The organism is Streptomyces sp. NBC_00012 (assembly GCF_045040875.1).
GTDB lineage: Bacteria > Actinomycetota > Actinomycetes > Streptomycetales > Streptomycetaceae > Streptomyces.
The window spans coordinates 148330-173193 of record NZ_CP108309.1 but is presented as its reverse complement, the minus strand read 5'-3'; the positions used below and the strand labels follow the sequence as shown (position 1 = coordinate 173193).

The 24864-nt window shown below is 66.8% G+C and carries 25 protein-coding genes and 5 pseudogenes; 11 read left to right on the top strand and 19 right to left on the bottom strand.

Annotated elements, in window-relative coordinates:
• Positions 1–37 precede the first annotated feature (37 nt).
• Entirely contained in the window at positions 38–793 is a 756-nt protein-coding gene (locus OHA19_RS00930; protein WP_405720912.1) for a helicase associated domain-containing protein, read from the top strand.
• Between the two features lie 201 nt (positions 794–994).
• On the opposite strand, the gene OHA19_RS00925 is transcribed toward OHA19_RS00930, so the two are convergent.
• The 3 genes from OHA19_RS00925 to OHA19_RS00915 all read right to left on the bottom strand — a co-directional run bounded on the left by OHA19_RS00925 (position 995) and on the right by OHA19_RS00915 (position 5378).
• Positions 995–2266, bottom strand: a complete 1272-nt coding sequence (locus OHA19_RS00925; protein WP_405720915.1) for a pentapeptide repeat-containing protein — start codon at positions 2264–2266, stop codon at positions 995–997.
• 402 nt (positions 2267–2668) lie between these two features.
• Positions 2669–3895, bottom strand: a complete 1227-nt coding sequence (locus OHA19_RS00920; RefSeq protein ID WP_405748990.1) for a pentapeptide repeat-containing protein — start codon at positions 3893–3895, stop codon at positions 2669–2671.
• Between the two features lie 715 nt (positions 3896–4610).
• Positions 4611–5378: an IS6 family transposase gene (locus tag OHA19_RS00915; protein WP_405720868.1), complete on the bottom strand. Its 768-nt coding sequence runs from the start codon at positions 5376–5378 to the stop codon at positions 4611–4613.
• Positions 5379–5424: 46 nt separating this feature from the next.
• Here OHA19_RS00915 and OHA19_RS00910 point away from each other — a divergent pair, with 46 nt between their 5' ends.
• Positions 5425–6273 (top strand): hypothetical protein, encoded by an 849-nt coding sequence (locus OHA19_RS00910; RefSeq protein ID WP_405720918.1) that lies wholly within the window; start codon positions 5425–5427, stop codon positions 6271–6273.
• Positions 6270–6818, top strand: coding sequence for an integrase (locus tag OHA19_RS00905; RefSeq protein WP_405720921.1), 549 nt, complete (start codon positions 6270–6272; stop codon positions 6816–6818). Before OHA19_RS00910 ends, OHA19_RS00905 begins: the two co-directional genes overlap by 4 nt.
• Positions 6819–6940: 122 nt before the next feature.
• Here OHA19_RS00905 and OHA19_RS00900 read toward each other — a convergent pair whose 3' ends face one another.
• Both OHA19_RS00900 and OHA19_RS00895 read right to left on the bottom strand, forming a co-directional pair.
• Positions 6941–7249 carry a hypothetical protein gene (locus tag OHA19_RS00900; protein ID WP_405720924.1) on the bottom strand — a complete coding sequence of 103 codons (309 nt, stop codon included), beginning with the start codon at positions 7247–7249 and terminating at the stop codon, positions 6941–6943.
• Between the two features lie 176 nt (positions 7250–7425).
• Positions 7426–8025: a hypothetical protein gene (locus OHA19_RS00895; RefSeq protein ID WP_405720926.1), complete on the bottom strand. Its 600-nt coding sequence runs from the start codon at positions 8023–8025 to the stop codon at positions 7426–7428.
• Positions 8026–8233: 208 nt separating this feature from the next.
• Here OHA19_RS00895 and OHA19_RS00890 point away from each other — a divergent pair, with 208 nt between their 5' ends.
• The 3 genes from OHA19_RS00890 to OHA19_RS00880 all read left to right on the top strand — a co-directional run bounded on the left by OHA19_RS00890 (position 8234) and on the right by OHA19_RS00880 (position 9538).
• Positions 8234–8803 (top strand): hypothetical protein, encoded by a 570-nt coding sequence (locus OHA19_RS00890; RefSeq protein WP_405720929.1) that lies wholly within the window; start codon positions 8234–8236, stop codon positions 8801–8803.
• A gap of 10 nt (positions 8804–8813) precedes the next feature.
• The gene (locus OHA19_RS00885; protein ID WP_405720932.1) at positions 8814–9089 is read left to right on the top strand and encodes a hypothetical protein; all 276 of its coding nucleotides are present in this window, start codon (positions 8814–8816) and stop codon (positions 9087–9089) included.
• Positions 9090–9289: 200 nt separating this feature from the next.
• Positions 9290–9538: a hypothetical protein gene (locus OHA19_RS00880; RefSeq protein ID WP_405720935.1), complete on the top strand. Its 249-nt coding sequence runs from the start codon at positions 9290–9292 to the stop codon at positions 9536–9538.
• 17 nt (positions 9539–9555) lie between these two features.
• Here the strand turns inward: OHA19_RS00880 and OHA19_RS00875 are convergent, their stop codons facing one another.
• The gene (locus OHA19_RS00875) at positions 9556–9822 is read right to left on the bottom strand and encodes a multiprotein-bridging factor 1 family protein (protein WP_405720938.1); all 267 of its coding nucleotides are present in this window, start codon (positions 9820–9822) and stop codon (positions 9556–9558) included.
• A 304-nt stretch (positions 9823–10126) separates the two neighbouring features.
• Here OHA19_RS00875 and OHA19_RS00870 point away from each other — a divergent pair, with 304 nt between their 5' ends.
• Both OHA19_RS00870 and OHA19_RS00865 read left to right on the top strand, forming a co-directional pair.
• Positions 10127–10369: a hypothetical protein gene (locus OHA19_RS00870; protein WP_405720941.1), complete on the top strand. Its 243-nt coding sequence runs from the start codon at positions 10127–10129 to the stop codon at positions 10367–10369.
• Between the two features lie 19 nt (positions 10370–10388).
• The gene (locus tag OHA19_RS00865; protein WP_405720944.1) at positions 10389–10535 is read left to right on the top strand and encodes a hypothetical protein; all 147 of its coding nucleotides are present in this window, start codon (positions 10389–10391) and stop codon (positions 10533–10535) included.
• Between the two features lie 30 nt (positions 10536–10565).
• Here the strand turns inward: OHA19_RS00865 and OHA19_RS00860 are convergent, their stop codons facing one another.
• The 10 genes and pseudogenes from OHA19_RS00860 to OHA19_RS00815 all read right to left on the bottom strand — a co-directional run bounded on the left by OHA19_RS00860 (position 10566) and on the right by OHA19_RS00815 (position 18640).
• Positions 10566–10775 carry a hypothetical protein gene (locus OHA19_RS00860; RefSeq protein ID WP_405720947.1) on the bottom strand — a complete coding sequence of 70 codons (210 nt, stop codon included), beginning with the start codon at positions 10773–10775 and terminating at the stop codon, positions 10566–10568.
• 75 nt (positions 10776–10850) lie between these two features.
• Positions 10851–12149, bottom strand: coding sequence for a cytochrome P450 (locus OHA19_RS00855; protein ID WP_405720950.1), 1299 nt, complete (start codon positions 12147–12149; stop codon positions 10851–10853).
• 41 nt (positions 12150–12190) lie between these two features.
• Positions 12191–12574, bottom strand: coding sequence for a hypothetical protein (locus tag OHA19_RS00850; protein ID WP_323181005.1), 384 nt, complete (start codon positions 12572–12574; stop codon positions 12191–12193).
• Entirely contained in the window at positions 12571–13158 is a 588-nt protein-coding gene (locus OHA19_RS00845) for a hypothetical protein (RefSeq protein ID WP_405720953.1), read from the bottom strand. Before OHA19_RS00845 ends, OHA19_RS00850 begins: the two co-directional genes overlap by 4 nt.
• A 180-nt stretch (positions 13159–13338) precedes the next feature.
• A protein-coding gene (locus tag OHA19_RS00840; protein WP_405720956.1) for an IS3 family transposase occupies positions 13339–14549 on the bottom strand; the annotation gives its coding sequence in 2 pieces (ribosomal slippage) (positions 13339–14258 and positions 14258–14549; 1212 coding nt in all).
• A gap of 68 nt (positions 14550–14617) precedes the next feature.
• Positions 14618–14743, bottom strand: a pseudogene (locus tag OHA19_RS00835) (RacP protein); the annotation flags it as partial.
• Between the two features lie 5 nt (positions 14744–14748).
• A pseudogene (locus OHA19_RS00830) lies at positions 14749–15119 on the bottom strand (DUF6192 family protein); the annotation flags it as partial.
• Positions 15120–15258: 139 nt separating this feature from the next.
• Complete coding sequence (locus tag OHA19_RS00825; protein ID WP_405748988.1) at positions 15259–17079, bottom strand: alpha/beta fold hydrolase; 1821 nt, start codon at positions 17077–17079, stop codon at positions 15259–15261.
• The gene (locus OHA19_RS00820) at positions 17076–17675 is read right to left on the bottom strand and encodes a TetR/AcrR family transcriptional regulator (protein WP_405720962.1); all 600 of its coding nucleotides are present in this window, start codon (positions 17673–17675) and stop codon (positions 17076–17078) included. The genes OHA19_RS00825 and OHA19_RS00820 overlap by 4 nt, the downstream gene beginning before the upstream one ends.
• Positions 17676–17800: 125 nt before the next feature.
• Positions 17801–18640, bottom strand: coding sequence for an IS5 family transposase (locus OHA19_RS00815; protein WP_405708033.1), 840 nt, complete (start codon positions 18638–18640; stop codon positions 17801–17803).
• Between the two features lie 449 nt (positions 18641–19089).
• On the opposite strand from OHA19_RS00815, the gene OHA19_RS00810 reads away from it, so the two are divergent.
• The gene (locus tag OHA19_RS00810; RefSeq protein WP_405720968.1) at positions 19090–19929 is read left to right on the top strand and encodes an IS5 family transposase; all 840 of its coding nucleotides are present in this window, start codon (positions 19090–19092) and stop codon (positions 19927–19929) included.
• A 555-nt stretch (positions 19930–20484) separates the two neighbouring features.
• Positions 20485–20684 (top strand): annotated as a pseudogene (locus OHA19_RS00805) (ferredoxin).
• Between the two features lie 30 nt (positions 20685–20714).
• Here the strand turns inward: OHA19_RS00805 and OHA19_RS00800 are convergent.
• The 3 genes and pseudogenes from OHA19_RS00800 to OHA19_RS00790 form a co-directional block, all read right to left on the bottom strand.
• Entirely contained in the window at positions 20715–21854 is a 1140-nt protein-coding gene (locus OHA19_RS00800; protein ID WP_405720974.1) for a lipid II:glycine glycyltransferase FemX, read from the bottom strand.
• A gap of 217 nt (positions 21855–22071) precedes the next feature.
• Entirely contained in the window at positions 22072–22818 is a 747-nt protein-coding gene (locus OHA19_RS00795) for a cation:proton antiporter (protein WP_405753184.1), read from the bottom strand.
• Between the two features lie 187 nt (positions 22819–23005).
• Positions 23006–23704 (bottom strand): annotated as a pseudogene (locus tag OHA19_RS00790) (ABC transporter transmembrane domain-containing protein); the annotation flags it as partial.
• Positions 23705–24572: 868 nt separating this feature from the next.
• On the opposite strand from OHA19_RS00790, the pseudogene OHA19_RS00785 reads away from it, so the two are divergent.
• Positions 24573–24846: pseudogene (locus tag OHA19_RS00785) on the top strand (IS5/IS1182 family transposase); the annotation flags it as partial.
• Positions 24847–24864: the final 18 nt, after the last annotated feature.

The following is a 24864-nucleotide window of genomic DNA, read 5'->3' as shown; positions in this document are numbered from 1 at the left end:
CGGTGCAGACCCTCGCCGTCGGCCGGAGCAACTGGGGATGGTGTGGTCGGAGCAGGAGGCGGCCTGGGCGGACGGGGTCGCTGTCGCCCGCGCCTACGCCGTGGTGCACGGCCACTTCCTCTCGCCGACCACCGCGCTCTGGGAGGGGCATCCGACCGGAGTGTGGGCGAAGAACGGGAAGGCGGCAGCGCGTAGGGCGCGGGAGAATGTAGAGCTGCGCGCGGCCGGCCTCCCCATCCCCTCGGCGGCCGGGGCGATGACCGAGACCCGGCAAGATCAGCTGGATGCGATTGATCCGGGGTGGTGCCCGGTATGGGACACCGGGTGGCAGCGCTGCTACCGCCTCGTCCAGAACCACATCCAGGCCGGCGGCACACTGCCGAAGACCGTGGGCAACGTCGTCGTGCAGGGCGAGGACCTCGGACGCTGGGTCACGGCGCAGCGGTACGGGTGGGAACAACTCCTGCCCGCACAGCAATGGATCCTGGAGAACACCCTCGGGCTCCAGGCGGCCGAGGAAGACGAACGGCCGGTGAAGCAGACGCAGGATACGAAGTGGGCGGCCAACCTCGCGGCGGCACGGCAGTTCCACGCCCGTGAAGGACACCTACGGGTGCCTCGGAAGCACGTCGAGCACTTGGAGACGGAAGTCGGCCCGACAGGCCGTCAGGGCGGCGCTGACGGCGGCCTGGTGGTCAAGCTCGGCACCTGGCTCGACAACGTCCGCAAACGCGCCGCCAAACTCCCCGAACAACGCCGAACCGACCTCGACCAACTCGGCATGCGCTGGTAGACGGGCACAGAGCGCGGGAAGGGCCCGGATCCCATGGGCCCTTCCCGCGGTCGTCGGCCCTATCGCTGCCAGTCACCCGGAACTGATTCCTGCCCTCGGTGTGGCGCTCGCCGCTTTCCTGGCGCTCGCCGCCCTCCTGTTCCTTGTGACCTTCCAATGGGAAACGGGGGCGGAAACGACCGATTAAGCCCCCTGGGGGTCCTATGGAGCTGGCAGTAGCCAAGCGGAAGGCAGGGTGACCTCCGCAGGAGTAGGTGTGCCGACGGCAGCAAGAAGCCCCTGAGGAGCCGGACTGGCCGCGTTGCGGAAGTCCACGGTGCTGCCGGAGAACACCGCGTCGCTGAAGTACACGCTGCCGCCGGAGAACCTCGCGCCGCGGAAGTCCACGCTGCCGCCGGAGAACACCGCGTCGCTGAAGTACACGTCGCCGCCAGAGAACACCGCGCCGCGGAAGTCCACGTCGCCGCCGGAGAACTCCACGCGGCCGAAGTACACGTTGCCGCCGGAGAACTCCACGCCGCGGAAGTCCATGCTGCCGCCGAAGTACGTCGCGTCGCTGAAGTACACGCTGCCGCCGGAAAACACCGCGCCGCTGAAGTCCATGTAGCCGCCGGAGAACGTCGCGCCGCGGAAGTCCACGCTGCCGCCAGAGAACACCGCGCCGCCGAAATCCACGTCGCCGCCAGAGAACGTCGCGCCGCCGAAATCCACGCTGCCGCCAGAGAACACCGCGCCACCGAAATCCACGTCGCCGCCGGAGAACACCGCGCCACCGAAGCCCACGTCGCCGCCAGAGAACACCGCGCCGCAGAAGTTCATGGGGCCGTCGATGGTGACGCTGGTGAGGTCGAGATCGCAGCCTTGCCAGGATCGGCGGGCTCCGTGGGGGCGTCGATAGTGATCGCCGATGAGGCGCAGGATGGTGTGTCGGACCTCGCGGAGGGCGAGGTAGTGGTGGTGCTCCTCCAGGTGGGCGGGGCCCTCGCCGGGGTCGGGGCTATAGCGGAGCCGGAGGTAGGCGCACAGAACGTCGATGCAGGTCTGGCGAAGACTGATGTCGGGGGCGTCGTCGGCCAGGCCTGCGAGTGCGTGGACGCCGCCAAGTCGGACGGCTGGGGAGTCGGAGCCGAGTTTGTCGACGGCTTGGGAGAAGCGCTCGGTGTGGAGTCGGGTGGCTTCGCGGTGGGCGCCGGCTTCGTCGACGCGCTGGCGGCGGTAGGCGACGACCAGGGCAACGAGCGCACCGGCTCCGGCGACCACACCGAAAGAGAGCTTCACCAAGTCGAAGAGCGTCTTCGCGTCGAGCTTCGCGGTGCTGTCGATCTGCTGGACGTCCAGCAGGACTACCAAGCCGTAGAAGACGCCGCTCGCGACCAGGACCGCGGCGACGAACGTGAGGGTGAGAGCCCGGCCGACCCTCCACAACCGCAGTTCCCGTTCATTCAGTGATCGTGGCCTTCGCCTGGGCGTCATGACGATAAAGACAAGGTGCTGAGGTCAGCGGTTGCAGCCAGCACGGTAACTGAAGAACCCCGCCCCATATGACCGTTTTAGTCCCCCGCTGGAATGGATCGCGGACGACCGGTGTGCGGGCCCCTTACCCGTGACCTCGATCTGTCGTTGAACCGTGCAAGATCCGAGTGAGTGGAGGACACGATGGATGCTGTGGATCTGGGGATTACGCCGACGAAAGGGCCGAGCTGTGGGGCCGTCCGCGACCTGATCGTGGACCTTCTGGCGTCGCACTCCCTTGTCAGTCATGTCGCTGCGGTGCAAGCGCCTCCGGGTGAGATCGGGATTCGGCTGGAGATCGGAGGGCTGGACTTCGAGGTCTGGGTCGAGCCCGCGTAGGGGACCGTTTCCGCCCCCGTGGCGCTATGGAACAAAGGGCAACCAGGAAGGAGGAAGGACCACCCCTGGAGGAGCGGGTGTGCCGACGGCAGCAAGAAGCCCCTGAGGAGCCTGACCCGTGGCGCTGTCGAAGGACACCGTGCCGTCGGAGAACACCGCTCGGTCGAAGATCACCCTGCCGCCGGAGAACTCCGTCCCGTCGAAGGACACCTCACCGCCGGAGAACTCCGCTCGGTCGAAGGACACCGTGCCGCCGGAGAACTTCGCTCGGTAGAAGGACACCTCGCCGCCGGAGAACACCACACTGTCGAAGGACACCCCACCGCCGGAGAACACAGCCCCGGCGAAGATCACCTCACCGCCGGAGAACTCCGCTCGGTCGAAGGACACATCGCCGGAGAACACAGCCCCGGTAAAGATCACCTCACCGCCGGAGAAACCAACCCCGTCGAAGGACACCGTGCCGTCGGAGAACCTCGCGTGGGTGAAGGAAACCGCGCTGTCAGAGAACACCGCGCTGTCGAAGATCACACTGTCATCGGAGAACACCGCCCAGTCGAAAGACACCCTGCCGCCGGAGAACACTGCCCCGGCGAAGGACACCCTGCCGCCGGAGAACTCCGCTTGGTAGAAGTCCATGTCGCCGTCGATGGTGACGCCAGTGAGGTCGAGATCGCAGCCCTGCCAGGAACGGTGGGTTCCCTTGGGGATTCGGTAGTGGTCGCCAATGAGGCGCAGGATCGTGTGTCGGACCTTACGAAAGGCCAGGTAGCCGTGCCGTTCCTCTTGGTGGGCGGGGTCGTCGCCGGGGTCGGGGGTGAAGGGGAGCTGGAGGTAGGCGCATAGGACGTCGATGCAGGTCTGGCGCAGGTCTTGTGTGGGGGCGTCGTCGGCAAGGCCGGCCAGGGCGTGGACCCCGCCGAGCCGGACTGCGGGTGAATCAGATCCGAGTTTGTCGACGGCCTGGGAGAAGCGCTCTGCGTGGAGCCGGGTGGCTTCGCGGTGGGCGCCGGCCTCATCGACGCGCTGGCGCCGGTAGGCCACGACCAAGGCGACGAGCGCGCCAGCCCCGGCGACGACTCCGAAGGAGAGTTTCACCAAGTCGAAGAGCGTCTTGGCATCGAGCTTGGCGGTGGTACCGATCTCCTGGACATCAAGCATCCTGTACAGCCCGTAGAAGACGCCGCTCGCGACGAGGACCGCAGCAGCGAAGGCGAGGGTCAGCGCCCGGCCGACCTTCCACAGCCTCAACTCCCGGTCATTCGGGGCGGATCGAGGCCTTCGGTTAGGTGTCATGACGATGAAGATACGGCCGGGGGAGATCAGGGGTTGCAGCCAGTCCAGTGCGCCGGGGTCGGCAGCTTTAAGGGGGCGTAGGCAACCGTTTACGCCCCCGGGTACCCATTGCTGCCTAGGGCGCTCCATCCTCACGCAGACGGCGGAACACCGTTCAGGTGTGCGCGGGCCGCCGTGACAAACGCGGGGATCGCGGCCTCGACCTCCCCGTACGCCCGTAGCAGGTGGTTGTTTCGCTCCCTGCGCTCCGCCGGTGTCCGTCCGCAATTGCTCCAGTTCCTGTAGGCGGCCAGTCGGAAAGCCTCCGCGCGTTGCTCGATGGCCTCAGCGAGCGGTACCAAGTGCTCAGGGCCCTCCAGCGACACGACTGCTACCGCATGACGCACAGGTTCCAGGTCCGCCTGGGCCCGGAAGCGCACGATTCGATCCTGCCGTTCGGAATTCGACAACTCCCGGAGGACGCCCTCAAGTCCGAGTTCGCGCGAGGCAGCGTTGTGCTCGGTCCTGCGTACGTACGCGCGCGCCGCGCTGAGCAGACCGGCGTAGGCATCCCTCTGGGCGCTACGACGGACCGAATCCACAGGCCCGCGGAGGGCTCTGTCACGTTGTTGGGTGTGTGAGTGTCTGATGGGGCGTCGGGGTGTGGTGGGCTTGCGTTTCGGGCCTGGGGTCAGGCCGTGGTGGGCCGGCTTGCAGCGCCGGTGATCTGGTCCCAGATGGCGAAGCGGGTGGTCATCTCGGCGCGGTAGTGGGCGGCGGTCATCAGGTGGCGGCGGGGCCGGAAGTGGGGTGAGATGCCGCTGAACGCGGACAGGAACCGCTGTGCTCCACCGATGCTGCGGAATCCCTTCATCGCGCGTTCGCGCTGGCGGGTGGGCTGGTGGCTGTTCTCGGCCCGGTTGTTCAGGCCCTTGTGGGAGCGGTGCTCGGCCGAGGGCATCACCTCGCGGTGGGCCGCCCCGTAGGAGCGCAGCTTGTCCGTGACGACTACCCTCGGCACCGAGCAGGTCGTCTTCAGCAGGCGGCGGAAGACGCGCCTGGCCGCAGCGGTGTCCCGCCGGTTCTGGACCAGGATGTCGAGCACGTTGCCGTCGGCGTCGACGGCTCGCCACAGGTACTTCTGCTCTCCGTTGATTTTGATGAAGACCTCGTCCAGGTGCCACTTGTCGCCGGGCCGGGGTCGCCGGCGGCGCAGGCCGTTGGCGTAGGCCTGGCCGAACTTCGCGCACCAGCGGCGGACGGTCTCGTGGGAGACGATCACGCCGCGCTCGAGCATCAGTTCCTCGACCTCGCGGAAACTGAGCGGGAAGCGGAAGTACAGCCACACGCAGTGGGAGATGATCTCCACCGGGTACCGGTGCCCCTTGTACGACGGCGACGCGCTCCCCACGGACGATCCCCCTCCACCATGATCAACTCGAAGATCCTCCCACGCCATTCGCCAACGTGACAGTGCCGCCCAGGGCCATCCGGTGCGGCCGCGGGTGAACTTCCGCAGCGAGCTGGTGTTTGTCCGGGCGTTCTACCAGGACATCGCCCGCTGGGCCGCCGACGATCCGGCGCGGTGGGCGCCGTGGGTGGCGCCGTGTCCGATCAAGGCGAACGAGTGCGCGGCGAAGAAGTCCAGGTCCGGGGTGAAGTCCCGGATGGACCAGCGGACCAGGACCCAACTGCCGCTGCTGCCCGCGCTGCTTCGCGCTGTCGACCGGCAGCGCAAGGACGCCGAGGCCCGCATCACCGCGGCTCGGGCGACGCCGGCCGGTGGACGGTTCCTCGTCGCCGGGGAGGAGTTCGAGCGCTGCGGGTCCGGGCAGGCCCGCCGCGTCTACGTCACCGAGGTGGCCGCCGGCAGGCGGCGGAACCTGACCCACGAGGAGGAAGCGGCGTTCTGGTCCTGGGCGACGGTGGAAGTGCTGCGGCACACCGGCATCCGGATCGAGGAGATGCTGGAACTCACCCACCACAGCTTCATCGCCTACACCCTGCCCACCACCGGCGAGGTGGTGCCGATGCTGCAGGTCGCCCCGTCCAAGACCGATTCGGAGCGCCTGCTGCTGGTCTCCCCGGAGCTGGCCGAGGTACTGACCGCGGTCATCTTCCGGGTCCGGGCCGGGAACGCCGCCCTGCCGCTGGTGTCGGCCTACGACGTGTTCGAGCAGACCTGGAGCCCGCCCATGCCGTTCCTGTTCCAACGCCGGTACGGCACCGAGGACCGGCCACTCACCCGCAGCTTCATCCGCGAGTGCCTGGTCGCCACCTCGCAGTCCGCCCAGATCACCGTGGCCGGTGACCCGCTCGAATGGCGCCCCACGACTTCAGAAGGATCTTCGTGACCGACGCCATCCGCTCCGGACTGCCCCCGCACATCGCCGCGAAAATCTGCGGCCACGCCGCTTTGGACACCACCATGGGGTATGCCGCGATCTACCCGGAGGACGTGATCTCCCATCACCGGGCCTTCATCGCCCGCCGCAGAACCGAGCGGCCCAGCGAGGAGTACCGCGAGCTCACCACCACCGAGTGGGACGAGTTCCTGGCCCACTTCGAACTCCGCAAGGTCGCACTGGGGACCTGCGGCCGCGACTACGCGACCCCGTGCCAGCATGAAAATGCCTGTGTCAGATGCCCCTTACTGCTCGTGGACCCGGCCCAGATGCCACGCCTCCAGGAGATTCACGCCAATCTCGTCGACCGCCTCCAGGAGGCCAGGGACCAGGGCTGGTTGGGCGAGGTCGCCGCGATCGAGACCACCATGGCCGCCGCCGCGCAGAAGCTGGAGGCCATGCGTGACCGTGCAGCACAACCGTCCACCGTTCACCTCGGCATGCCCGACTTCCGCCGCGATGCCGGACGAAGCAGCGCCGAGTCCGGACACTGACGACGCACTCAATGAGTGGTTGCACACAGGATTCACGGGACACTCCCGCCGCATGGCGCTGCTTGAAACTGCCCGAGAACCAGGCGACCCGCGACACGAGCACGGGCCGCCCCCGCCGGGCATCAGTAGCGTCTGTCCAGAGCATCGACAAGGTGGCGGAGTTCACGCGCACGTCGTCGGGACATCGCCAGCATCACCGCTTCGAGATGCTCGCGGGCCTGCCAAGGGTCTCCGCAACAGGCCCATTCCGTGCAGCCGCCGCCCTCGTAATCCCACAGGCGTCGGTTCGGTTGGTTGACGAAGCTTCTCCAGCGCACCATGGCCGACCCGATCGAACCTGGCCACAGGTACTTCTTCTGACGTTCTATCCGTCGAACTTCAGCGAGCGCTGCCGAGGAGAGACCATGGATGGTCGTGGTGTCGTCTTGCATCCGGGGCCGGCGCTGAAGCTCGGTACGGACGCGGCCGGGCCGTCTACGCGGCATCGGCCTTTCTGATGATCGTCATGCTGGTGATCATCCCACCTGTGGGCGCTTCGCGACCAGACCGGGTCGGCCCCACGGCCCTGACGAGCAACCGCAGGCACCTTCGCGGCTCGCGCCCGCAGCTACCGATCAGGCTCGGGAACGGCAGGCGGCGTGACCTCGATAATCGTGGCCGTGCCCACAGCTGGCATGCCCTCATGCATGGTGATCACATCGCCGGGCTGAAGATGGTGCCACTGTTCGGGGCAGAGAGGAGCCAAGCGGACCGTGGCGCTCTCTCCCGGCGCCAACCCAGGCGCACCCTCCACCCACAGCCGCGCGATGTTCGCGGCCTGCTCGCCGCAGGGTGCGCGGTTGCCGATGTCCCACAGCGGCCTGAGCTGCCCTTGCCCGGAGAACGCGGTCTGACGCCCGCCCTCCTCCGCCCTCAGGAGACTCAACCTGGCCCGGATAGCACCGTGCTGCACCTCCCAGGCCCGCCACTCGCACCAGCGCGCGCTGTGCTCCAGCATCATCTGCCGAGCAGCGTCTGTGAGAAGCGACCAGAAGCCCAAGGGAACGGGGTGCTCGTCCCCAATCTCCATCAGAAGATCCAGCACGAGCTCCCACTCCTGGTGCCGCTGGTAGTCGCGCACGTCTTCGAGTGTCACGCCGTTTTCGGCACGGGCGCCCCCGGGGAGCAGATCGGCTGCCTGCTGAAGGAGCGTGAAGGCATCATCCATGCCGGGCATTCTCCACGGCGCTGACCGCCTCCTCGTCGGCACCCTGACGACATCGATCTCCGCGACCGCCTGTCCACAGGAATCCTGGCCGCTACTCTCCGCGACCCGCTGGGAGTCGACCTGAACCTGACGATCAGCCAGGCATCGGCGAACGAAAGACAGATATGCTCTGGCGACTCAGCGTATCGGGAGCGAAGTCGGGGGTGCCATGAGTCGACCGTTGCTGTTCCTCGATGTGGACGGCCCCCTGAATCCCTATGCAGCGAAGCCTGAGAAGCGACCCGAGGGCTACACCACTCTCCGCGTCTCAGCAGAAAGTAGGGTTGCCGGTGAGCCCAGGGGGCCACGAGGCCATCGGAAACCACTGCGGGTGTGGCTCAACCCCGACCACGGGCCGGCCTTGATGGCTCTCGGCTATGAGTTGTGCTGGGCCACGACGTGGATGAGCGACGCCAACCGGTGGATCGGACCGGTGCTTGGCCTGCCCGAGTTGCCGTTCGTCGATTTCGGTGACGCTCTGTTCAATGAGCGTGCGGACGGGGTTCATTGGAAGTCCCAACCGTTGGTGGCGTATGCCAGTGGTCGGCCCTTTGCCTGGGTGGACGACGAGCAAGGCGACGCGGATCATGCACACGTGACCGCAAGCCACAGCGCACCCGCCCTTCTCCATCACGTCAATCCGCGGATCGGTCTGAGGAACGCCGACTTCACTGCCCTCGCCGCCTTCGCAGCATCCATTGGCCCGTCCGCGATCGTTAGGGGGTCCAGTGGGACGTAGCAGGTTCCCCGTGGAGAACGTAGGTGACAGCGTTGTCTGCCTCTTCATCGAGCCCTACGGTGAGGACTACTGGATGAACCCGGGCGAGGTCTTCACGGTCGGGCCGATCACCGAGGGGATCGACGTCTGGTTCTCTACCTTCGTCTCACGGGACTGCATCACTGTCTGGCTATACGAGGACGGCGACCCCACCAAGGTCGTACTCGACTACGCAGTCGTCGATGCCCATGGCGCCCGGCTGGATTGCGGACACCAGAGACCCGAGAGGTCGGCTGAGGCGGGCTGAGCCGAGGGAGTGCCGTTTCGATCACTTGCTTTTCACATACATCCCCATGCCGTGAAGGGCCTGCTCATCAAAGCCTGCCGACAGGCCGCCGCGACACGCCGAACGCTGCAACATCACACGATTCGTGACGGTCACTCACGGTCAACGCGCGAGGTCGATTTCCCCGAGATCCGCTTCAAGATCAGTTCGGTTAAGCTTGCGTGCGATGTTCGCTCCTCCGGCCCGAGCCGTCCCAACGAGACCGTCTGATCGAGATCCGCGACAACCTGCTCGATCGGATCGCCGAGGCTCAGCGTGAAGGCTGGCTCGGTGAGGTCGAGGGCCTGGAGATCAGCCTGGCCGGCGCCGAGGAGAAGCTGGCCCAGCTCGATGCCGCACTCAAACCCTCGGTGATTCACCTGGGCCTGCCCACCTTCGGTCAGATCGCCGGGCGGTCCAGCACCCTCTGACCACCTGATCTCTCGGACTACCCAGTGCCAGCGCCGGAGTCCGGCGGAAGCTCGAGGTCCGTCGTCTCGCTCGAATCGGTCGGGATACTGCCCGGTGCCCAGCCGAGTACTTCCTCGAAACGACTGGCCGCGATGGGGACTGGCGGGCGTCCGTGATCGCTCTCGTGGAGCCGGATGGTTGCCTGGCTCAACTGGGTGCGATGCGCGAGCTCCCTCACGGAGATGCCCTCGGCTTCCCGGAACTCGATGAGTGCCTTCGCCAGCCGCTCGGATTCTTCGCTCATGACCAAAGCATTCCGCATTACGAACGCTCGGTCACCATCCCGGCCTGGTCCGCACGCAGCTTGTGCTTCTCGCCGCTCCATCAGGAGCCGAAGGGGTTGTCGACGGACTGAACCGGTGCGACGTGGCCCATCGCACCGGTAGTTCGGAGAAGGCCCGCTCTGCGGCAGCTGCAACACCCGGGAGGGCAAGGCCACGCCGTATTACTTCCTCCAGCTCGAAGGCGGTGCGCTGCACCTCCTGGAGTGCCGCGGCTGCCTCGAACAGCGGACCCTGCCGCGTCGTTTCCACCTTGGTGTGGTCCGCGTGCACCTGGAGCAGACCGAACGGCACGGGCGTTGCCGCGATCAGCCGTACGCTCGCGAGCTGGAGCACATGCACGGGGTCCACCGGTTCCGGATGGAGTGCAGCGGCTGGCACGGGGCCAGCGGCTGGACGAAGGACGTCACGGCGTCTGAGGTGGTCGCGCTCGTGCGGGCCTTCGTTGACACGGCGCTTGCCGCGCAGGACGGCCGGTCTTCTTCCGGCACCTCCACGGGCGCGGGGTGACCGGCGCGAGGCTGCATCGTTGACCACGGCATCGCGTGCACGGCGAAAGTCCCGCCCGTCGCCGAAACTCTTCAACTGGGTGGGCACCAAGCTCCGCTGGAATCTGTCCGCGGACTCCAAGGAACGGGCCGCACTGGACAAGATCGCCACCGGCTCACCGTCGTGAAGTACCGCCTGACCAGTGGGCACGGCATCCTCACCGCATCCGGGTCACGGTGAGGGTGCCGTGCCGGCCGGACCCGGCCAGCACCTCCACGACCAGGTCCGTCTCCACTCGTGTGTACAGCTCGCCCTCCGCCCGCCGCTCCCACACCACCGCCGCACCGCTCAAGGCCTCACCGACACGAGCCGCGAGAACCGGCTCCAGGCGCGCGGACACCCTGGCCGGCCCGCCCTCGTCCCCCATCGCAAGGACCAGATGAGGTCGACGGTGCGGTGCCTTCGGCCGGGCTGTCCACGTCGATGGCGGGTGCGGGGGCGTTCACTGCCGGGCTCCTTGAGGGCATGTGTCGGTGGCCGTGGTGTTGGGGCGGTGGTGGTTCAGGTAGGCGGGGAGGGCCTGGACGGAGTTGGAGATCAGGGACGGCACGGGCACGAGCGATTCGGGGTTGGTGGCGAGGGAGAGACCGGGGTACTCGCTGAACAGTGCTTCGAGAGCGATCGCGGCTTCCATGCGTGCCAGGGGTGCGCCGAGGCAGACGTGGGGGCCGCCGCCGAAGGCCAGGTGCCGGGCCTGGTCGCGGGTGATGTCGAACCGGTGGGCGTCCTGGCCGTGCTGGGCGGTGTCGCGGCCAGCCGTGCTGTAGGGGGCGAGGACGGCGTCGCCGGCGGGTATGGTGACGCCGCCTATGCGCAGGTCCTCGCGGGGGTAGCGGGCGAGGAAGTTGCCGATGGGGGCGTCCCAGCGCAGGGTTTCCTCCACGACGACCGGCCAGACGGACGGGCCGCCGCTCAGCGCCAGGTCGAGTTGGTCGGGGTGGGTGAGCAGGGCGCGCTGCGCGTTGGTGATGAGGCTGAGGGTGGTTTCGTGACCGGCGGCGATCATCAGCCAGAGGGTGCCAGTCAGCTCTGTGTCGCTGAGGAGGTCGGGGTTGTCCCTCTGGACGACGATCAGGTTGCTGGTGAGATCGTCGCCCGGTGTGCGGCGTTTGTGCGCGACGACCTTGTCGAGGAGTTCGTAGATGAGGTGTTGTGTCGAGAGGACTTCCTCAGGCTCTGCGGTGGAGTCGAAGATGGACCGGACCAGGCGCCGAATCTGGGGACGGAGCGGTCCGGGGACTCCGATGACGTCGCAGATGACGGTCATCGGCAGCGGGTAGGCCAGGTGTTCACGCAGGTCGACCGAGCCGTCCGGGCCGGTGCGCTCGGGCAGCGCCTGGACAAGTGCGCGGGCGAGTTCGGTGATGCGCGGGCGCATGGCCCGGACACGTTCGGGGGTGAGGACCTGGGTGACGACGCGGCGCAGGCGGCGGTGGTCGTCGCCGTCGGCCGTCACCATGTTGGTGACCTTGACCATTCCGGTCAGCGGCCAGTCCTCGGGAATCCGGTTGGTGCGGATGTCCGTCCACCGGTGCCAGTCCTTGCTGACCCGGGGGTCGTTCACCAGCTCCGTCAGCAGCTGGTGTGTGGTGACGGCCCATGCTTCCACGTCGCCGGGAAGGATCACCTTCACGACCGGGCCGAGCTCTCGCAGCCGTGCGGCTTCGCCCTGGTGGTCGGCGCCGGTCGGGTCCAGGCGCAGGACGGGAACGTGCTGAGTGGTGCGTTGTGGTGCCGTCATGATCTACCTCCGGTACACGGTGCGAGAGCGGGCGGACTGGGCTATCGGACGGAAGAGTCGGGGGCGGTGTTGCCGGCCGGGGCGAACGTCACGGGCAGGGATTCCAGGTGACGCATCCAGGGAGAGGGGCTGGACGTCACTGCGTCGGCGGGGACACCGAGTGTGATCCGTGGCAGGCCATGCAGGGCCTGTTCGACAGCGACGCGGGCGATCAGGCGGGCGGGAGTACGGGCCGGGCACTGATGCGGGCCCGCGCTGAACCCGAGGTGGGACCGGTTGCCGATCTCCCGCTCCGGGTCGTTGGTGTGGATCCGCGGATCGGTGTTCGCCGCAGCCAGTCCCAGGATCAATGGTTCGCCGCGGATGATCCGCTGGCCGCCCAGCTCGGTGTCGACCAAGGCGTAGCGTGCGGGCATGTGCGTCATGCGGGCGTCTCCGGGTCCAGCCCGTCTTCCGTCAGGCGGTCGATGTAGCCCGGCCGTGGCGGCGTGATGGGGCCGGTGTCTAAACCCTGGCCCTTGAGGGCCTCGATGGTGCGGCGGGTCGCATTACTGAGAAGGGCAAACCTCATTGTCACCTCAAGCGCGGCCTCGGCTACCGGGCGGGTGGCGTCCAGGTAGAGGACGGCACGAATCTTCTGGATCTCGTTCTGCCGGTATTTCAGCACCTGATTCCAGCGCTTGTGCGCCTTCTCGATCCACTCCTCGCGCTGGCTCGGAAAACGCTCGATGCGAGAGAGCGGGATCAGCGTGGTGGACAGCAGGTCCAGGTAGCGCTCATGCGCCTCGGCGAAGGCGAGATAGGTGGCCCTGCGCGACTCCCGCAGGGCTCGCATGTTCTCGGCCCTGACCTGATGGCGAGCCGTGCTGCGACCCAGCAGAGCCGCTGCGAGACCCGTCGCCCCGGTGCCGAGGGCACCAACCGTGGCGCCGAGAACAGCGGCGAGTCCTGAGTCCATCGCGCCACTGTGACGGATCGGCGACGGCCGCACGAGATGATGATCAGCCATCTGTCGACGATGTTCCGCAGGCCGGGCCTTCAGCCGTCGCGCACCGAGGGATCCTCGCAGGCGACATCGTTTGGGCACTACCGGCGGGCATCGCTGTCGACGGTGTGTCGAGCGGTACAGCGGCCCGGCTCAGTCCACGTGTTCGTGATGCCGGGCCTTGACCCCGGATCTTGAACACGTCTATGCGGCTCGGGTCAGGGTAGTTGCTGTTGAGTGGAAGGTGTTCTCGTAGGTGATCGGGGATCGCTGGCCGAGCCGGGAATGCCGGCGTCGCGTGTTGTAGCGAAACAGCCTTCGGAAGGCGTCAAGTCGGGCCTCACGTTCGTTTGACCAGCCCTTTCGCCCCTTCAGCGTCTCTCTTTTGAAGGTCGCGTTGAACGATTCCGCGGCGGCGTTGTCCGCGCTGCTGCCGACCGCGCTCATGCTCTGGCGGACGCCGGCCCGGCGGCAGGCGTCAGCGAAGGCCCGACTCGTGTACTGGGCCCCGTGATCGGTGTGGATCACCGCTCCGGCGAGGCTGCCGCGGGTCCGGATAGCGGCCGCCAGGGCATCGGTGACGAGCTCTGTGCGCATGTGGTCGGCGATCGCCCATCCGGCCAGACGTCGTGAATGCAGATCGATGACGGTCGCGAGGTAGCAGAACCTCCCGCTGCCGACACTCAGGTAGGTGATGTCGCCGACGTACTTGGTGTTCGGGGCCTCGGAGGTGAAGTCACGGCCGATCAGGTCCGGCGCCTTCACCGCTGCCGCATCCGGGACGGTGGTGCGGTGCCGGCGCCGCAGACGCACTCCCTGAAGGCCGATGGCCCGCATGATCCTGGCAACGCGCTTGTGATTGACCGTTTGACCGCCCTCGTCGCGGAGCTCGGCGGTGACTCTCGGGGCTCCGTAGGTGCCGTCGGAGTCCCGGTGGGCCTTGCGTATCCGGGCCGCGAGCCGCTCATCGTCGGCCTGTCGGGCCGCACGGGCCGGGGCGGTGCGGCGCCAGTAATAGAAACTCGAGCGGGCGATGCCCAGGATGTCGCAGAGCCGCTTGACGCCGAACCGGCGCTGGTGATCCTCAACGAACTGGCAGCGGTTCACCAGCGCGTCTCCCCTGCGAAATACCGGGCTGCCTTGCGAAGGATGTCCCGCTCCTCCTCCAGCTCGCGAATCCTCTTCCGCGCGGCCGCCAGCTCCGCCTGAACCGCATCACCACCAGGCCGCGGCGCCGCCGCGGGCGTGGAGTGAGCACCGGACCGACGTCCGTCAGCGGCCCTGATCCAGTTCCGCAGCGTCTCAGTGTTCACCCCGAGGTCGGTGGCGACCGACCTGATCGTCGCTCCCGGACGCGACCGGTACAGCGCGACGGCGTCCGCCTTGAACTCGGCGGGGTAGTGCTTCATCCCCACAGGGACTCCGTTCTCCTGGACCATCAAGATCCAAGTCTCTCCGGTGTCCAAAACCCGGGGTTAGGGCCCGAAAGCCCGGAAGCGCGGGTCAGCTGGTAGAACAACAACCCGGCGGGCCGGGCCTCGAACAGCACGAACCGCAGGGTGTCCGCATGCCGCTTGGCGGCGTCGCCCCGACGCCGTGAGGCGCGGGGCGTGCCTACTCGCCCTTCAGCAGACGGGCCAGCTCGCCGTCCATGTCGACCTTGCCCGTGTCGACCGCGGTCTCGATCCAGTCCAGCGTCGCCCGTACCTTCGCGACGTTCTCGTGCACGATCGTGCGCTCGTCCTCACCGAGCGTGCGATCACGCAGGCCCGGGACCGCACGGCCGGCCGCGGCCACGAACGAGTGGCAGGCGGTGACCAGGTCTAGGAACTCCACCGTCCGGTCGATGTGACGGACCGCCGGGGCGACCGGACTGGTGTCCTTGAACTGGTCGCGGGCTTGCCGACTTCGCTCCACCTGGGCATGGTTGACCTGGAAGCGAGCGGTGTCATCGCTCATCCCTTGAACGCAACGTCCGGCCTGCGCGCAGCAGGTTCGTGGCAGCCGAGGGCTTCCCGGTTGGAGAGCTCGGGGTGCTCGTGGAGGTGACGTGGCCACCGCACCAGGTCGGCAGTCGCATCCAGGACTGCCTTGTCGATGCGGGCGCGGATGCCCGTATCCCTGTCAGTGGCTGAAACCTCGGGCGTCTTTGTCACGCGACCGTCCCTTGAGCAGATCGACGAGAGCATCGCTATGGGTCAGCTGCGGATGGTGCCCGGCACCCCGCACCGAGATCAGCTCAACGTTGGGAAGTGACTCGAGCTGCTCAACCGCGCCCGGGGCGATTGGGTCGTCGCTTCCCGTGATGATGCGGACCGGGCCGCTGAATCGCCCAAGCGCTTCCTGGAGTTCGGCACGCCACTGCTTCGATCCCGCAAGGGCGAGATACTCGGCCACCCTCCTGGCGCTGCTTCGCTTGAGGTCACTGACACTGGATTCGAGAGCAGCCGCGCTCGCTTCTGATCTGGTCAGTTTGTGTGACAGCCGTGCCGGTTCGGTGTGTCGCAAGTAGGTGCATACGAGCGGCCGCAGTCTGGCCGAGGCGCCCATCGGGGCTTGGAGGAAGAACGGTGCGATCAATGTGAGGGACTTGACCTGCGCCGGGAACCGGTCAGCCGCGACTACTGCCGCAGCCGCACCGATGGAATGGCCGATGAGGTCAGCGCGTTCCCCACCCAGCACAGCGGGCAGCCACTGTTCCCAGTCCTGAACGCCCGTTCCGCCGCTGAGGCCAAGTCCGGGCAGGTCGACGACTCGCGCGCCGATGCCCGACGTCACTTCGGCCCATGTGTCTGCGTTGACTGGCAAGCCGGGAAGGATCACCCGGCCGGATCCGGGTACGCCGAGCTCGAATGTCCTCAGACCGCCAGCGTCGACGAATCGACGGCCGTCGGTCGTGACGGCACCAAACCGATGCGCGGCCAGGTAGTCGGCCCACCGTTCGAGGGACACCAGCACGTCGGGCGTCTGGATCCCGTGTCTGTCGGCGAACTCGATGGCGGACTGTGTCGGATAGCGGTCGGCGGACATGAAGGTGAGCGTCTCGGGATCCGCCTTGGTGATCCGCTGCGGGAGCCGCTTGATGACACCGATCGGCATCCTTACCCGGGGGACCTTCGCGCCGAGATGCCGGCCGACGTGCGTGAGCAGGTCAGCCAGAGGCGGGGTGGCGTCGTCGAGAACCCAGTAGGCCATGCCCGCAGCAGCCGGATCGACCGCTGCTGCCGCCATGAACGCCGCCAGATAGTCGACCGTGACGACCGGGAGGAACGTCGATTCGTTGCCGGGCAACGCCGCTGCCGTGCCGTCCCAGATCTGCTCGATGGTGGTGGCCAGCCCGATGTGCTGGTCGGACTCCCCGGTCAGGCTATCGCCGATCACGCTGGACGGATTGACGATGGTCCAGGGGACTCCGCGCTCCAGGGCTCGGGCCTGGAAGATGGCGTCGGATTCCACCTTTGACGCTTCGTAGGCGCCGAGTTCCTTATAGACCGCGGTGCGGTGGTCGTCTGACCACGGAACGGTTGTGGGGTCCTGTCCGCCGACGCGGTAGCCCGACACGTGGACGACGCGCTGCAGGTTGGGGAGGTCCTTGGCGAAGTCGAGCAACTTCTCGACGATGCCGACGTTCGCACTGCGTGCCTCCTGGGCGGTCATCCCGAACCGGTAGGACCCGGCGCAGTTGTGGATCTCGGTGATGAACGGGAACGCCGATGGGCCGCCCGCGACGATCTCAGGAGCATCGAAGTCGACGATCGTCGTGCTGATGCTCCGTGTCAGGCCATGCTCCCTGACCCATCGCTCGACACGCGCTGCGGACTCGGCGGTCCGAACTGCCGCCGTGACGTTCGCACCAGCCTCGGCAAGGGTCAGGACGAGGTGCCGACCGACCAGTCCCGAGGCCCCGAAGACCAGGGCGTGGCGGGAGTCTTCGTGTGGCGTCATCGCGTGCTCCCAATGGTCTGGCAGCGCTGGTTGACGAGCTCCGCCACGACGTCAGCGGCCGCAATGAGCGGTTGGGTGCTCTGCATGGCACGAGAGACGATGACCGCCCCCTCGATCGTCGACACGACAACGGTCGCCAGAGACCGCGCCTCCCCGGCGTCAACGCCGCTGGCCTCGAGCAACGCGGCCGTCGGCGCGATCCACGACTCGAAAGCAGTGACGCACGCCTGCCGCAGTCGCTCGCTCTCCGCGCCCATCTCCAGGGTGACGACGGAGACCGGGCAACCCAGCCGGAAGTTGCTCTCGCTGACGATGGTCGTCAGGGCCTCAATCGCGGCGCGGGCAGCCTCGGCCGCACCGCCCGCGGAAACTGCGGCCTCTGCGATCAGCGTCTCGAACTGCTTCCCGGCGAGTTCGACCGCTGCGACGCCCAGGCCCTCCTTCCCGTCGGGGAAGTGGAAGTAGATCGAACCCTTTGGCGCTGCGGCGTGTTCGATCACAGCGTTCAGGCCCGTGCCGCTGTAGCCGCTGGTCTGGATGAGCTCGAGCATGGACTCTGCGAGCCGGGCCTTTGTCAGGTCTCCTTTGGATGTCATAGTCCCATGATAGACCGGTCTACATATTTTTCAACCGACGAGAATGCGTCAACAACGTCATGGCCAGCAACAACTAGGGCCTGTCCTGAGAGGGCGTTTGATCTAGGCGGATTGCCCTTTCTGCTCTAGTAGGTTCCTTGCCAGGTGGGGGTGGCTTCGTCCGTTATGCGTTTGGCGAGGTTGTCGATCGAGGCGATGTGGATCATGGCTTCGGAGCTGGTGGTGAGGGTCTCGTAGTCGCGGGCGAGGCGGCGGTGCATCATGAGCCATCCGATGCTGCGCTCGACCACCCAGCGCCTTTTGACGACGTGGAAGCCGCGTTTCTCTGGGTTGCGGTTGACGACCTCGACGTCGATTCCGAGGGTGGCGCCGTGCTCGATGACGGCGTTCTTGAAGCCGGTGTCGACCCAGCTTTTCGCGATGGTCGGGTACGTCTTCTTGGCCTGGTCGAGGAGACGTATTCCCATGGCGTTCTCCGAGAGGCCGGCACCGGCGACGGTCACGGCGAGAATGAGGCCGATCGTGTCGGTCAGGATGCCGCGCTTTCTCCCGACGATCTTCTTGGCGGCGTCGGTTCCCTGGCTGGTCAGATGCACGTTGGTGGAGGTCTTGATGCTCTGGGTGTCGATTACGGAGGCGGTCGGTTCGGGCTTGCGTCCGTCCTTTACGCGCGCCAGTGCGGTGAGGTCGTAGTTGAGTTGGTTGAAGATTCCCTCGTCGCGCCAGGCGGCGTAGTAGAAGTAGACGGTGCCGTGTCCAGGGAAGTCGTGCGGGAGGTATTTCCAGGGTATTCCGGTGCGGTTGAGATAGAGGATCGCGTTGAACACGTCACGCAAGTCGACTTTCGCGGGCCTTCCGGTGGGTCTGCGTTCGAGTCGGGCATTTCGCCAGGCCGTCAACGTCGGCTCGATCAGGGCCCATCGGGCGTCGGACAGATCGCTCGGGTACGGCTTGCGCTCACTCACGACCCAGCGTGATCACGGCCGAGCCGGAAGGCTCCGTTCCGCAGGAGGTTGGGAGGTTCTGTTGAATTTCTACGTCAGACGGGTTTACGAGAACAGAAGCGGATGAGACGGGCGGCGAGGTTCGTGCCTTGCTGAGTGAAATTTAGCGCCTATAGGGCAAGCCATGCTGAAGTGGGGCACTCGCATAAGACGCATATGGGCCTTGACCTGCATAAACGCCCTCTGAGAGGGCGTTTAGAGATGATCTGCGTCGTCGGGTGACCTTTGCGCTTGCCCGTTTTCAAGCTATTCACCCTCATATACGCGTCTTCATGGCCGCCGAGCTACCGACCTGGCCACCCGTTTGCTTCGGTTCTCGTGCATGAAGTCCGTCTGGTTTGAAGATGAGGTAGAAACGCCCATCAGTAGAGGAACGGCATCGTCCGCCGCGTCCATGCCAACGCTACGGCGTGAGCCAGCGCAAGCCGTACCCCAGCGACCTGTCCGACGCCCGATGGGCCTTGATCGAGCCGACGTTGACGGCCTGGCGGAAAGCCCGGCTCGACCGCAGGCCCACCGGCCAGCCGGCCAAGGTCGACCTCCGCGACATATTCAACGCAATCCTCTACATCAACCGCACCGGAATCCCCTGGAAATACCTCCCGCACGATTTCCCGAACCACGGCACCGTCTACGCCTACTACGCCGCCTGGCGCGACGAGGGAATCCTTGCCCAGCTCAACTACGACCTGACCGGCCTGGCCCGAGTGAAAGAGGGTCGCAAACCCGAACCCACCGCCTCCGTCATCGACACCCAGAGCGTGAAGACCTCCACCAACGTACCCCTGAACAGCCAGGGAACGGACGCCGCGAAGAAGATCGTAGGCAGGAAGCGAGGCATCCTCACCGACACGATCGGCCTGATCCTTGCGGTGGCCGTCACCGCCGCCAGCCTCTCCGAAAACGCCGTGGGAATACGCCTCCTCGACCAGGCCAAGAAGACCTACCCCACCATCGCCAAGAGCTGGGTCGACACCGGCTTCAAGAACGCAGTCATCGAGCACGGAGCGAACCTCGGAATCGATGTCGAAGTCGTCAACAGAAACCCGGGAGTTCGCGGATTTCACGTAGTCAAAAGGCGCTGGGTTGTCGAGCGAAGCCTGGGTTGGATCATGATGCACCGGCGCCTCGCCCGCGACTACGAGACCCTCACCGCCAGCTCCGAGGCCATGATCCACATCGCGTCGATCGACAACCTCACCAAGCGCATAACGGACGAGACCACCCCTACCTGGCGAGGAACCTACTAGGGCAGAAAGGGCAATCTGCCTAGATCAAACGCCCTCTCATAGCGATCAGCAGCAAACCGACCACCACACCCCGCAAAAACGACAGTCACTCATCGGCATCCACTGTCAGAACCCAGCACCCCGCACCACCAGCCCGGACACCACACCAACCCACTGACAAGACGATGACGAACACCCACCGACAAAGCGACACCGATCACCAGCCGGTAGCCAGGCAGGGCGATTGCAAAGCCCCGGGGATCTCGTGAGTGCGCAGGTCACAGTAGCGAGACGATGATGGATGGATGCGCAACCACACGCAACGAAGCTTCTCCGTTGCGGAGGTGACCTTCCCAAGTCCCCTTCGCGCAACGGAGTCATCCCCGGCCCTTCCAGTGCCCGCCCCGTACCGAACTGCGGATCGTCCTGCCCGAGCTCTTCCGGCACCTCCCGACCTGAAGATTGCCGTGCCCCGGAGGGAGATCGACTTCAGGCAGGGCTCCATCGTCTACGGCGTCGAGTAAATACCCGTCATCTGGTGACGGGCCCCGCACAGAGAAACAGGGAAGAACCATGATGCGTGTTGAGGTCGACGTTCCCAGGTGTGTTGCCTCGGGCCAGTGCGTGATGCTCGCCCCGACGTCTTCGACCAGCGGGACGAGGACGGCATGGTCGAACTCCTCGATGACACTCCGCCCTCCGAACTCCATGACGCCGTACGCGAGTCGGCCACGATATGCCCCGCGGCAGCGATCCGGCTCGGGGAGTCGTCGTGACCGCCGCACCGATCGAGTCGTGTGTGCGGTTCAGCGTCCGCGCCGCCTCATATAAAGATCGAAGGCCCGGTAAACCATCGGTCGCAGCGGCAGGTCCCACTCGCCGATGTACCGCATCGCCTGGCCGCCGGTGCCGACTTTGAACTGGACAAGGCCGACGTGCGGGTCGTCGGCGTCGAGGGTGGGGGTGATGCCACGCAGATCGTAGACGTCGCAGCCGGCCGCGAGCGAGTCGCGGATCATCGCCCACTGGCAGGCGTTGGAGCCGCGCACCTCGCGCTTCGCGGTGGAGGAGGCGCCATAGGCGTACACGGCGTGGGTGCCGACGCGGACCAGGAGAGTAGCGGCGGCCAAGTCGCCCTGATGGCGGGCCAGGTAGAGCTTGATCCGCTCGGGGTCCTCGGCACTCAGCGCCGCGAACATGGTCTCGAAGTAGCGCAGCGGCCGGGGTGTGAAGTGGTCGCGCTCGGCGGTGTGGACGTAGAGGTCGTGAAACGCCTTGAGGTCCTCCGGGCCCCTGTCGCTGACCGTGACCTCGACGCCCTCCTTAGCCGCCTTCTTGATGTTGCGACGCCACTGCTGGTTCATACCCCTGAGCAGCTCGTCCTCGGTCCTGCCTACCATCGGGATCTCGTACTTGAACTGTGGATGCCCGACCCCGAACCCGTCCTCCGGGCTCTGCGGCAGCCAGCCGGCGTCCCGGAACCAGCTGGCCACGCGGGCACCGACCGGGTCGGCCCAGTGGCCGGAGATGTCGGTGAGCCGTTTGCTGCCCGGGTCGGCGATGCCCTCCTTGACCTGGGCGGCGCTCCAGGTGTGTGTGCGCACCGGCGGGCCGAGCCGGATCGCGAACGCGCCGTGGGCCTTGAGATGGATCGCCAGCGGATCGAGCCAAGCACCGATCTCGCCGCTCCAGTCGATGACCGGGCCCTCGGGTAGATACGCCAGCGTGAAGCGGTCGAGCCGCGGCACCGGGCGGTGCAGTACGAGCCCAGCACCAACCAGGCGCCGACCCTCGAACCAGCCGAGGGACTCGCTGCGCCACTCGGTCTTGACGCGGCCCCACGCCGGGGTCTGCAGAAAGCTGACCGACCGCTGGGCCCGCACGAACGCCATATGCTCGGCGGCGCTGATCGGCCTGACGACCGGATTCCGGGCTGCAGGTCGCATTGGTTCGCTGGAGGGGTTGAAGGACATGCCACCAGTCAATGCAGCAGGGTGTTGCCCGGGCGTATGCGATTCTCGATACGCCGACGATATGTCACCACCCGGCGGCTCACTATCTGGTTCTGGCCGCCACCAGCCGGTGGCTGCCGGGATGTCCTCGGCCCGACCATGGGTCTGGACCTCCGGCGGGTACTTGCACATCAGTGCATGTCGGTTGTCGTCAGGGGGCGTGGTGCCGGCGCCGGAGTGGGCGCTTCGCTGCCGAGTGCATCTCCAGGTGTTTCGGGAGCGCCCGGCGGTACAGCGGCAGGGCTGGGGTGCTCGTGATGACGGCGACCATGACGAGAACGGAGAACACCGGCTTGGTGATCAGGCCCTGCGCCAAGCCGATGTTGATGAAGATGATGATCATCATGCCGCGGGCGTTCATCAGTCCTCCCACAGCGAATGCCTCGCGCCAACTGAAGCGGAGTGTCTTCATGGCCAGGGTGCTGCCGAAGTATTTGCCCGCGAGTCCCGCCAGGAGCGCGGCGACGCCGAACAGCAGGGTGTCGGCCGAGATGCTCCGCAGGTCGGTGGTGAGGCCGGACAGGGCGAAGAAGACGGGCAGCAGTAGCGTGGAGACGGTATCCATCATCCGGCTGTGCAGCGCTTGGCGGAACTGCGGGTCACGGGGCATGGCCAGGCCGGCGATGAAGCCGCCGAAGACCGAGTAGATCCCGATCAGGTCGGTGAGGTATCCGCAGACGATCGGGACGATGACGACGACGTACATCACGCCGGGGCTCAGCGTGCCCTGTCGGCCGACGTGCCGCGCCAGCGGCCGCAGCAGCCGGGACACTCCGAGCAGCATCACGGCGGTGAACAGGATGCTGTAGCCGATCACGGGCAGAGCGTCGGCGGCCCCGGAACCGGTGTGCACGGCCGTCAGCGTGGCCAGGAAGCACCAGGCCGCCGCGTCGTCGATCGAGGCGGCGACCAGGGACAGCCGCCCCAGGCGGGAGTTCTGCGGTGAGGGTTCCGGCCTGCACGTGAAAACTCACGTCGCGCAGGACATCCGGCGCCGCTTTCCCGTGCTCGCGATCGGTCCGCAGATGCTCCAGAGACGCCAGTGAGACCTCCTCCGCGGTGGGATAGCGGAAGAGCGAGGCCATCAGCGTCATCATCACGAAGGCCATCCGGCCCCAGACGGCAAGGTTCACGCCGATCTTGCGGATCCTATTGGCACGATCCGCGTATTCGGCCATCTCCTCGTCCGGACGGCCGAAGAGCTTGGAGAGCATCGCCCCCTGTACGTTGAACCGCTCCTGCAGCCGTCCGCCGAGGCCGGCGTTCTCGTCCATCTGCCGTTGGGTGCGCCGCTGTATCACCCGCCCCACGTGAACCCAGGGCACGATGAATATCGGAACCAGCGCCAGCGTGATGACGCCGACAAGCCACGACAGGTAGAACAGCTCGGCCAGCACCACCACGACCATGACCGCACTGGTGGCCGCCATCAGCAAGCCGCTGAACTGCTGCTGTGCCATGATCAGTTCGGTGTGCAGCCGGCCGACCAGCACCCCCGTCTGGGTGCGGGTGAAGAACGCGAGCGGCAGCCGCCGGACGTGGTCGAGCGCCTGAACCCGGAGGTCGTAGCTGACCACCTGCCCGATCCGCCCGGAGATGTAGGCGGACACCAGCGACAACCCCGCGCCCAGCACGGCAAGGCCGACGGCCAGGCAGGCCGTCAAGATCACGACCCCGCGATCATTCTTGACGATGCCGTTGTCGACGAGCTCCCTCAGCAGCAAGGGAGTTGCGGCGACGGTCAGCGCCTCCATCGTGGCGACTACGACGAAGAGCGCCACCATGCGGATGTGCGGGCGGAAGCAGGCGAGCACTCGGCGCACCGTCCCCGGGTGGATCGTGGTCCGCCAGGGATCGGGATCGTCATCGCTCTTCCTCACCCCCTGGTAGCGCAACACGATTCCCACGCAGGTGCCCCTCTCACACGGCTCACGAAGTCAGCGAATCTCAATCGTGCTGAACCAAGTCGATGTCCACGAGTGAGTCCAACTGAAGACTTCGGGCACTTGGACGCATCTGTCTGTGTCCGTGCCGCACGGCTGCCGCGGCGCGGGGGACCACCGCGATCACCCTCTCGCCCCGGGGCTCGTCGGCTTGCCGCCGTGACGTGATCCCGCTTTTGCCGACGGTGAGCCTCTTCGAGGTGGCCGCGTCAAGTGACGGTCTGCGAGCCGCCACGAGCGAGGCCCCGGGGCTGTTGATCGAGATGTCTGATGTCTCCATCATGCTGCCCGGGGGGCCTCGTTGGTCATCTGTCCTGCCGTACTCGACCCTCTGCCGGGCGGCGCCCTCGCCGAGTGCGACCGGGTCGCAGTCTCACGCGCGGACTGCTCCCCCACGCGCCGCCGGCACGGGGTGCAGGTGCGGGCAGTCACCGGGCGGCCGGCTTTCACCTTCATGCCGGGCAGCCCGGAACAAGCCCTGGTCCTGATCCCGAGGGTCGTGCAGCCCACCACCGAAGTGGTCGGCCCCGACTGCAGTGAGGCACCGCCGCGAACAGGGCCCCGATGATCGCCGTACCGCAGGGGTCGGACCGGTCCGACAACACGGACCGGCCGGTGGAGCTGGGTGTGGAGAAGGCCGTGTACGGGGGGGGCGGCCCGATCCCCGTGGTACATCTCAGCGACCGTCGTGGGGTATTCCGCCCGCACGCTGTCGGGCCGGGCTCACGACCTGACCGCGCCCGCACTCACCGGATCATCCGCATCTGTGAGGGCCAGGCCGTTTCCGTCCTGGCCGATCCCGCCGACCCAGGGCGCCGGCCCCTGGCTGAGCGCGGGCGTCACCGGGGCCCCCGGCGGGCCCGGGCACCGGTCGAGCGCGGCGCCGCCCGCCTGACGTCCTGGCGGGTCGTCCGCAGATACCGTGGCAGTCCCACCGCAGGACGTCAATCGCCGAAGCGGTCTCCAGCCCGCAGCGGCAGCGCCGAAGAAGCTCAACTGGA

Excerpts from the sequence above, each read along its gene's own strand:
- OHA19_RS00915 (WP_405720868.1), bottom strand. The coding sequence starts at position 5,378 with ATGGCGTGGGAGGATCTTCGAGTTGATCATGGTGGAGGGGGATCGTCC.
- OHA19_RS00855 (WP_405720950.1), bottom strand. The coding sequence starts at position 12,149 with ATGACGGCACCACAACGCACCACTCAGCACGTTCCCGTCCTGCGCCTG.
- OHA19_RS00850 (WP_323181005.1), bottom strand. The coding sequence starts at position 12,574 with ATGACGCACATGCCCGCACGCTACGCCTTGGTCGACACCGAGCTGGGC.
- OHA19_RS00825 (WP_405748988.1), bottom strand. The coding sequence starts at position 17,079 with ATGACGCCACACGAAGACTCCCGCCACGCCCTGGTCTTCGGGGCCTCG.
- OHA19_RS00895 (WP_405720926.1), bottom strand. The coding sequence starts at position 8,025 with ATGGATGATGCCTTCACGCTCCTTCAGCAGGCAGCCGATCTGCTCCCC.
- OHA19_RS00890 (WP_405720929.1), top strand. The coding sequence starts at position 8,234 with ATGAGTCGACCGTTGCTGTTCCTCGATGTGGACGGCCCCCTGAATCCC.
- OHA19_RS00800 (WP_405720974.1), bottom strand. The coding sequence starts at position 21,854 with ATGCGACCTGCAGCCCGGAATCCGGTCGTCAGGCCGATCAGCGCCGCC.
- OHA19_RS00875 (WP_405720938.1), bottom strand. The coding sequence starts at position 9,822 with ATGAGCGAAGAATCCGAGCGGCTGGCGAAGGCACTCATCGAGTTCCGG.
- OHA19_RS00900 (WP_405720924.1), bottom strand. The coding sequence starts at position 7,249 with ATGCAAGACGACACCACGACCATCCATGGTCTCTCCTCGGCAGCGCTC.
- OHA19_RS00925 (WP_405720915.1), bottom strand. The coding sequence starts at position 2,266 with ATGACGCCCAGGCGAAGGCCACGATCACTGAATGAACGGGAACTGCGG.
- OHA19_RS00845 (WP_405720953.1), bottom strand. The coding sequence starts at position 13,158 with ATGGCTGATCATCATCTCGTGCGGCCGTCGCCGATCCGTCACAGTGGC.
- OHA19_RS00930 (WP_405720912.1), top strand. The coding sequence starts at position 38 with ATGGTGTGGTCGGAGCAGGAGGCGGCCTGGGCGGACGGGGTCGCTGTC.
- OHA19_RS00820 (WP_405720962.1), bottom strand. The coding sequence starts at position 17,675 with ATGACATCCAAAGGAGACCTGACAAAGGCCCGGCTCGCAGAGTCCATG.
- OHA19_RS00860 (WP_405720947.1), bottom strand. The coding sequence starts at position 10,775 with ATGGGGGACGAGGGCGGGCCGGCCAGGGTGTCCGCGCGCCTGGAGCCG.